The sequence below is a fragment of the Rhodomicrobium udaipurense JA643 genome, from assembly GCF_000636015.1.
Lineage (GTDB): Bacteria > Pseudomonadota > Alphaproteobacteria > Rhizobiales > Rhodomicrobiaceae > Rhodomicrobium > Rhodomicrobium udaipurense.
Genome location: NZ_JFZJ01000161.1, coordinates 1 through 6,725 on the forward strand (window position 1 = coordinate 1; position 6,725 = coordinate 6,725).

The 6,725-nt window shown below is 63.3% G+C and carries 4 protein-coding genes and 1 pseudogene; 2 read left to right on the top strand and 3 right to left on the bottom strand.

Annotated elements, in window-relative coordinates:
• Nucleotides 1-83: 83 nt before the first annotated feature.
• Nucleotides 84-2,600, bottom strand: a complete 2,517-nt coding sequence (locus tag T281_RS15730) for a sensor histidine kinase (RefSeq protein ID WP_052037582.1) — start codon at nucleotides 2,598-2,600, stop codon at nucleotides 84-86.
• A gap of 285 nt (nucleotides 2,601-2,885) precedes the next feature.
• On the opposite strand from T281_RS15730, the gene T281_RS15735 reads away from it, so the two are divergent.
• Nucleotides 2,886-3,911 carry a LysR family transcriptional regulator gene (locus tag T281_RS15735; RefSeq protein WP_052037583.1) on the top strand — a complete coding sequence of 342 codons (1,026 nt, stop codon included), beginning with the start codon at nucleotides 2,886-2,888 and terminating at the stop codon, nucleotides 3,909-3,911.
• A gap of 186 nt (nucleotides 3,912-4,097) precedes the next feature.
• Here the strand turns inward: T281_RS15735 and T281_RS15740 are convergent, their stop codons facing one another.
• Together T281_RS15740 and trmFO are read right to left on the bottom strand one after the other, a co-directional pair.
• The gene (locus T281_RS15740; RefSeq protein ID WP_013419247.1) at nucleotides 4,098-4,880 is read right to left on the bottom strand and encodes a succinate dehydrogenase iron-sulfur subunit; all 783 of its coding nucleotides are present in this window, start codon (nucleotides 4,878-4,880) and stop codon (nucleotides 4,098-4,100) included.
• Nucleotides 4,881-5,010: 130 nt separating this feature from the next.
• The gene (gene trmFO, locus T281_RS15745) at nucleotides 5,011-6,420 is read right to left on the bottom strand and encodes a methylenetetrahydrofolate--tRNA-(uracil(54)-C(5))-methyltransferase (FADH(2)-oxidizing) TrmFO (RefSeq protein ID WP_037241612.1); all 1,410 of its coding nucleotides are present in this window, start codon (nucleotides 6,418-6,420) and stop codon (nucleotides 5,011-5,013) included.
• Between the two features lie 91 nt (nucleotides 6,421-6,511).
• On the opposite strand from trmFO, the pseudogene T281_RS19415 reads away from it, so the two are divergent.
• Nucleotides 6,512-6,725, top strand: a pseudogene (locus T281_RS19415) (hypothetical protein); the annotation flags it as partial.

Below are 6,725 nucleotides of genomic sequence, written 5' to 3' on the forward strand. Positions count from 1 at the left end.
ATGCGTCAGAGGCGGCAGACCCGCGATACCCACGTCGTCCCATAACGGCGTCGCGTATAGCGAGTGCGAGCGACGCCCACGCCTCACTGCGCGGGGATGGCGCGCGCGGCCTTGCGGTCGGCGCTGGTCTTCCCCTTTTTCAGCGCGGGGTGGCTGTCCGGCAGGAACACCGTAACCGTGGTGCCCGCGCCCGGCGTCGAGCGCAGATCGATGCGCCCTTTGTGCAGTTCGACGATGCTCTTCACGAGCGTCAGGCCCAGCCCCGCGCCGCGATGCCGCGAGCCTTTGCTGCGGCTCTCGAAGCGATCGAACACCGTCGCCTGTTCTTCCTCGGGGATGCCGAGCCCGGTGTCCTGAACGCTGATCGCCACGCCGTTCTTCTCCCGGCGGCAGGCGAGCGTTATGGTGCCGTCTTCCGGCGAGAAGCCGATGGCGTTTGAAAGCAGGTTGTAGAGCACCTGGATGAGGCGGTTCGCGTCCGCCATCACGGTGCCCGCGCCGCTTGCGATGTGAACGTCCAAATTCACGTTCGCGCGGCTGAGGCGTTCACGCACACCGAGTTCGGCCGCCTCGATGAGGCTCTCGATCTCCACCGGCGCAAGTTTCAGGTCGAGCGCGCCCGCGTCGAGCGCGGCGAGATCGATGATGTCGTTGATGATGTTGAGCAACACCTCGCTCGACGTCTTGATGTGGTCGAGATACTCGCGCTGCTTGTTGTTGAGCGCGCCGAAAGCGGGCTCGGCCAGCATGTCTGTGAAGCCGATGATCGTGGTGAGCGGCGTGCGCAATTCATAGGACACGTGGCTGAGGAACGCCGTCTTAAGCCGGTCGGAGGCTTCGAGCGCCTCGTTCCTTTCGAGCAGCACCTCTTCGAAGCGCTTTCTGTCGGTCACGTCGGCGAAGGTGACGAGCGTGCCGCCATCCGGCAGCGGCGTCACCACATAGGCGAGATGCGCGCCATCGCTTTTTGCTACCGTGCCGCTGAAGGTGTCGCGCGCCTCAGGCATGCCCGTGATCGACTCGCGCAGCGTGTGCCAGAAATCCGGGTCGGGCGCCAGCATGTCGCTTGCCTTGCGGATGTCCTCGAAATGCGGCTGATCGCCGAGCATATCCTCCGGAAGCGCCCAGATGGACTGGTACGACGGGTTGTAGAGGTCGAGCCGGCCGTCCGCACCGAACACGGCGATGCCTTCGTTCAGATGGTCGAGCGTCTCGCGCTGGCCCTCGATGAGCGTATGGAACTGGCGTTCGAGCGCCAGCTTCTCGGTCACGTCATCGAACAGGAAAGTAAGGCCGCCATCGTCGCGGCAATCCTTCACCACATGGACGGTGCGTCCATCGGGGAGATGCCAGAATTCGTCGAGCGTGCGGTTGCGGTCGAAGGCGATGATCTTGCCGTCGCGCCATTTACGGTAATCGGGCTGCTCCGGCAAGAGGCGGCGCTGGCGAAGCTGGTCGAAAAACTCCGACGCGGCGGGCTTCGCGGCGAGCCACGCGATTTCCAGATCCCATATCTTGGCGAAGGCGTCGTTACAGTAGAAAAGCGAGCGATCCACGCCGAACACGGCCACACCCGTCGACACCTTGTCGAGCGTCCGGGCATTTGCCGCGATCTGCCGCTCAAGCTCGTCGCGCTGCGTCTTCAGCATTGAAACGTCCAGCGCCGCACCGCCGCTGCCCCGCTCGATCGGGGCAGTAATCGCCTCGTAGGTCTGCACGCCGCCGTTGACGATCGTCTGAAGCTTGATGCGGCCCGGCTTCCTGGACTGGCTCATGCGGTGCAGATCGGTCCGCTGCCGCGTCTCGAACAGCTCGATCTGCTTGTCGATGGCTTCCTCGCGGCTCTTCGCGTCGATGGCAGTGACATACGCCGTGTTGACCCATGTCAGCGCGCCCTTCGCGTCGCGCAACCAGACGGGTGTTTGCAGCGCGTCGAGGATGCCTTCGCGGTCCTGCATGGCCTGTTTAAGCCGCTTGTTGTCTCCGATGAGCCGGACGAGTTCCTTGTTGACCGGCGAGAATGCCCGGATGCGCAGGACCGTGTCGGCGCCGGAGACCGCGCCCGCTATCTCGATCACATGACCTTCGAGCGTGCTGGCGTTCGAAACGAAGCCTTCGCCCCGCGATTGCAGTCGCGCCAGATTTTCCGCCGTAAGGCTCGCGTCGTCGGGATGCAGCCACGAGCCGAACCGCAGCAACTGCGCAAGCTTCGACGGAACGCCGATAGTCCCCTGCATGGTATGCAGCGCAAGCCGGGCGTGGTTGTCGCTCCAGATCACGAACACCTGCGGTTCGAGCGCGGCGAGGGCACGAAAATTGCCTTCGATGGTGAAAAGCGCGTCGAGCCTCCCGTTCTGGCGGAGAAGTTGTTTCGCGCGGTAACGCGACTGCTCCCGGAACACGAAGGCGAGCACGCCGAATGCGACCGCAACGCCGCCGATGAGGGCAACAATCAGGAGAAGATCGGCGCTTCCGAACGGACACGTCGCGGGAACCGCGTCGCTAGCGGCCGCCGCGGTACCGTGAAACAGCGCAAGCCAACATGAGGCAACCGCGGCTGCCCCCGCTGCCCGCCGGTACCATACCCGGAAATTTCGCATCGTTTTCTCCCGCGGGGACGGACTGGCAATTCGCACATATGCCGAGTCGAGTGTTAGTTTATCGTTAATTTTTTGTTGGCGAGGTGCAGAAAGCGCCACGCGCTCAATCATACGTGGAAATCCTGTCGTGGAACATTCAGATACACGAAATCGCTTACGTTACGCCCCAGGTTGTAATATGCAATAGACCATGGGGCAGACTGTCTATCGGGCGCCCTATACCGCAAGCAAGACAATCCACTCGCCAGGTTAGATGTGAAAGAGCGCAGGCCGAACCCCTCGCAGATGGAACGGGGACGACATGATTCTCTCGAAATCAATCTTCGTTCACTGGACATTTTCGTTCTAGTCGCGGAATGCGGCGGCATTAGTCAGGCCGCGCGCCGCGCTCAGCTTACGCAATCGGCAGTAAGCCAGATCATCGCCAATCTCGAACAGTCTATCGGCGTGCAGCTTTTAGACCGTCAAGTGCGGCCCATCGCGCTGACGCCGTCTGGCGCCGTCCTTCTGGATAAGGCTCGGGGCGTGCTCCTCGCCGCGAGAGAGGCCATTCAGGCGGCACGTGCGCCCGTCATGGCGGCGCTACCCAAGCTCAATATCGGTCTGGTCGACACGCTCGCAGGCACCATCGGGCTCGATCTCGTTTCGAGCCTGCGCAGCATCGCCGCACTCTGGTCCGTGCAGATCGGCCTTCACAGCCAGCATCGCCGCGCGCTTCTCGCCCGCGAGGTCGACATCATCATCTCGCCGGACCCCCTCGAAGACCAACCCAATCTCGAACGGTATAGAATTCTGCGCGAGCCGCTTCTTCTCGCGGTGCCGCGCGGCGTCGATCCTGACATCGCCGATCTCGGCGCGCTTGCCCGCGAGCGGGATATCGTGCGGCTCAGTTCGCGAACCATGCTCGGCCGCGAGGTCGACCGCCTTCTGCGCCGCCTTCGCATCGAGGCCGCCGGGCGGGCGGAGTTTGACGATTCCGAAACCGTGCTTGCCATGGTGGCATCGGGACTTGGCTGGACGATCGTGACGCCGCTTTGCATGCTGCGCGGGCAGGCGTTCTGGCCAAGCGTGACCTTCGCGCCCTTGCCGAGCGTCATTGCGTTCCGCGAGGTCCACGTCCTCGCGCGGGAAAGAGAGCTGGGCGACATCCCGCGTCAGGTGGCGCATACCGCCAAGGCGGCGATTGCCCGCCGCATGAGCGAAGAGATCGCTCCAAACTATCCATGGATCATGGAAATGTTGACTCTGCCCGGCATTTCCGTGGTGAAGCCGGAAGAGACGCCCGAGAGATGGCGCGCGAGTGCCAGTTAGAGCTACGCTTGAGGGCGCGCCTCCAAGCGGCTTTCAGCGCGATGTCCCCGCGACATGGACGGTCCCGCCGGTCGCTATCGGTACTAACTTCTGAGTCCGGATGTAACTCGCCGGAGCCGATCAGGTTGAACCCTGACCGGTGAAGTTTACCGATCGAACCGCGATGCAATCCGATCGGAAGCGGCTCTAAAGCTGGCGCTCGACCATGAGCTTCTTCAACTCGGCAATGGCCTCACCCGGGTTCAAGCCCTTCGGGCAGACCTGCGCGCAGTTCAAGATCGTGTGGCAGCGATACAGGCGGAACGGGTCTTCGAGGTTGTCGAGGCGCTCGCCCGTGCGTTCGTCGCGGCTGTCCGCGATCCAGCGGCGCGCCTGAAGCAGCGAGGCGGGGCCGAGGAAGCGCGCGCCGTTCCACCAGTAGGACGGGCATGACGTCGTGCAGCAGGCGCAGAGGATGCACTCATAGAGGCCGTCGAGCACCGCGCGGTCATCGCGGCTTTGCAGCCATTCGGTCTCCGGCGGCGGCGAGTCGGTCTGAAGCCACGGCTCGATGGAGCGATGCTGCGCGAAGAAATGGCTGAGGTCGGGAATGAGATCCTTGCTGACGCTCATATGCGGCAGCGGATAGATCTTCACCGTGCTGGAGATTTCCTTGATGGGCTTCGTGCAGGCCAGCGTGTTGGTGCCGTCGATATTCATCGCGCACGACCCGCAGATGCCCTCGCGACAGGAGCGACGGAAGGCGAGCGTCGGGTCGATCTCGTTCTTGATCTTGATGATGGCGTCGAGCACCATCGGGCCGCATTCCTTGAGGTTCACCCAGTAGGTGTCCATGCTCGGATTGTGCCCCGTGGTCGGATCCCAGCGATAAACCTCGAAACGCTTCCAGTCTTTCGCGTTCGCCCCCGGAGAGTTCCAGGTTTTGCCTTTGCGGATTTTCGAGTTTTTCGGCAGCGTGAGCTGAACCATGGCGGCTCCAGACGGGATGCGGATTTTCGGCGATTGATTGATATGTGGCAGCCAACGCCGCAAGAGGCAAGGTTACATGTGCCGCACGGCCAAGCTGCCGTACGGTTTATGCACCTCGGATTAGTCTAGATCAAGCCGCGTGCCCACCACGGGCCGAAACCATATCCGTCTCAAGCCAAAGATCAAGCTCGACGAGCGCGCGCTTTGATAACGCTTTCTTTCTGGCCGCACCTTTCGCTTCGCCTCGCACCTTTTTTTGCGGTTCGGCAAGCGGCGGGAACAGGCCGAAATTGACGTTCATCGGCTGAAAGCTTTTCGGGCCGCTCTCGATGGTATCAGAGAGGTGGCCGCCCGTGATATGCGCCAGCAACGCGCCGAGCGCGGTCGTCTGCGGCGGCGGAAGCGGATCGCGGCCCACCAGTTCGGCGGCGGCGAAGCGTCCCGCGAGCAGGCCGATGGCCGCCGATTCGACATACCCTTCCACGCCCGTCACCTGCCCGGCGAAGCGCACATGCGGCGCGGCCTTCAGGCGAAGCGCGCCGTCGAGCACTTTCGGGCTATTCAGGAACGTATTGCGGTGCAGGCCGCCGAGCCGCGCGAACACTGCATTTTCGAGACCGGGAATCATGCGGAAAACGCGGCTCTGCTCGCCGTGCTTCAGCTTGGTCTGGAAACCGACCATGTTCCAGAGCGTGCCGAGCGCATTGTCCTGCCGAAGCTGCACGACAGCCCACGGCTGTTTGCCGGTGCGCGCATCCATCAGCCCCACGGGTTTCATCGGGCCAAAGCGAAGTGTATCGTGCCCGCGCTCCGCCATCACCTCGATGGGAAGGCAGCCCTCGAAATAGGGCGTCTTCTCCCATTCCTTGAAGCTCGTCTTCTCGGCGGCGAGCAGCGCATCGATCAGCGCTTCGTACTGGTCGCGGTCGAGCGGGCAATTGATGTAGTCCTTGCCGGTGCCGCCGGGGCCGGGCTTGTCGTAGCGCGACTGCATCCACGCCACGTCCATGTCGATGGTGTCGAACAGCACGATGGGCGCGATGGCGTCGAAGAACGACAGAGCGTCCTCGCCAGTCGCCGCGATGATCGACGCCGAGAGCGCGGGCGAGGTCAGCGGGCCGGTCGCAATGATCGTCGGTCCCCAGTCGGCAGGGGGCAGCGCATCCACCTCGCCGCTCGCGATCTCGACATTCGGATGGGCACGAAGCCGCTCCGTGACTTCCGCCGAAAACGCATCGCGATCCACCGCCAGCGCGCCGCCCGCCGGCAGCTTGTGCCGCGCCGCCGCGTCCATGATGAGCGAGCCCGCGCGCCGCATCTCCTCATGCAGGAGGCCCACCGCGTTCGTCTCGAAATCGTCCGAGCGGAAGGAGTTCGAGCACACGAGTTCCGCGAAGCCGCCCGTCTTGTGCGCTTGCGTTTGCCGCTCGGGCCGCATCTCGTGCAGCACCACGCGCGCGCCGCGCTCCGCTGCCTGCCATGCCGCTTCCGATCCGGCAAGGCCCGCGCCGACGATGTGTAAGGGTAAGTTGGATGTCATGTTTTCTTTTTGTTGCTGTGTCGCGACAACCTAGGTGAAAACTCCGCGCCACTCAACGGCAAGCCTTGCTCCGCTTGTGCCATGAAGTAGGTTGAGGCTATCGACGGGATGGAGCTTTCATGCGCGCCCTTTCCGTGGCATTTGCGCTTGCGATGATGGGCGGCCTTTCGCCTGCACGTTCGAACGCGAGGGCGCGCCGGAACTGCACTTCGCCGACTTCAAAGGCGAGCCGCCGCGTAAGAACAGCGTCTGGCTTTGCCACGCCTATGGCTGCCAGCAGAAGACGAAAGTCACCTTCGGGGGCG